This window comes from Microbacterium oxydans (genome assembly GCF_000956405.1).
GTDB classification, from domain to species: Bacteria; Actinomycetota; Actinomycetes; order Actinomycetales; family Microbacteriaceae; genus Microbacterium; species Microbacterium oxydans_C.
Genome location: NZ_JYIV01000001.1, coordinates 1 through 1,293 on the forward strand (window position 1 = coordinate 1; position 1,293 = coordinate 1,293).

At 65.8% G+C, this 1,293-nt stretch carries 1 pseudogene; it reads left to right on the plus strand.

The window, feature by feature from the left end:
- Window positions 1-68: 68 nt before the first annotated feature.
- Window positions 69-1,261 (plus strand): annotated as a pseudogene (locus RN51_RS00010) (IS3 family transposase).
- The last annotated feature ends 32 nt before the right edge of the window (window positions 1,262-1,293 follow it).

Here is a 1,293-nt window from a genome sequence, read left to right on the forward strand (position 1 = left end):
GGGTCTGCTGCACGGATAGGTGACACCTGATCTGTGGTGCCGTGAGGTGCTGCTGAGAGGATGTCATCATGCCCAAGCCCTATCCGCGTGAGTTTCGTGACGACGTTGTGCGCGTCGCTGTGAATCGCGAACCCGGGGTCCCGTTGCGTCAGATCGCGGCGGATTTCGGGATCAGTGAGACCTGTCTGCAGAACTGGGTACGTCAGGCAGCCGTGGAGTCCGGTGCGAAGCCGGGCGTGACGCGGGCCGAGGCCGATGAGGCCCGGGAGTTGCGTAGGCGGGTCCGTCTGCTGGAACAGGAGAACGAGGTGCTGCGCCGCGCGGCGGCGTATTTCGCGCAGGCGCATCTGCCGGGAAAATGACGTACCCGTTCGTGACAGAGCTCGCCGCTGACGGGATCCCCGTGACGGTGACGTGCCGGGTGTTGAAGCTCTCCCGCCAGCGCTATTACCGGTGAGTGATGAACCCCATCACGGACAGTGAGATCGTGGAGGGGTATCGCGCGAACGCGCTGTTCGACGCGCACCAGGATGACCCGGAGTTCGGGCACCGGCTCCTCGCCGACGAGGCCCGCGACGCGGGCGAGGCGATGGCGGACCGCACCGCGTGGCGGATCACGTCGGACAACGGCTGGTGGAGCGTGTTCGGGAAGAAGCGCGGCAAGAACGGCCGCAAGCCCGGTCCCGCCGTTCATGACGACCTCTGCGTCGTGACGGACGAGCACGGCCGGGTGCGGCACGAGTTCACCGCCGATGGCCCAAACCAGCTCTGGCTGACCGACATCACCGAGCACAAGACCGCCGAGGGCAAGCTCTATCTCTGCGCGATCAAGGATGTGTTCGGGAACAAGATCGTCGGCTACTCGATCAGCAATCGGATGAAGTCGAGCCTCGCCATCCGCGCGCTCGAGAACGCCGTCGCGATGCGTGGTGACGTCGCGGGCTGCGTGGTCCATTCGGACCGCGGGTCGCAGTTCCGCAGCCGGAGGTTCCTGCGCGCTCTGGCCCGGCACCGCCTGGTCGGATCAATGGGCAGAGTCGCGTCCTGCGGCGACAACGCGGCGATGGAGAGCTTCTTCAGCCTGCTGCAGAAGAACGTCCTGAACCGCCGCTCCTGGACCACCCGGGAGCAGCTGCGCATCGCGATCGTGACCTGGATCGAACGGACCTACCACCGACGCCGGCGACAGGCAGCGTTGGGCCGGTTGACACCGGTCGAGTTCGAGACCATCATGACCAAGAACCTGGCCCTCGCGGCCTAACCGAAACTGTCACCTATCCGTGCAGCAGACCC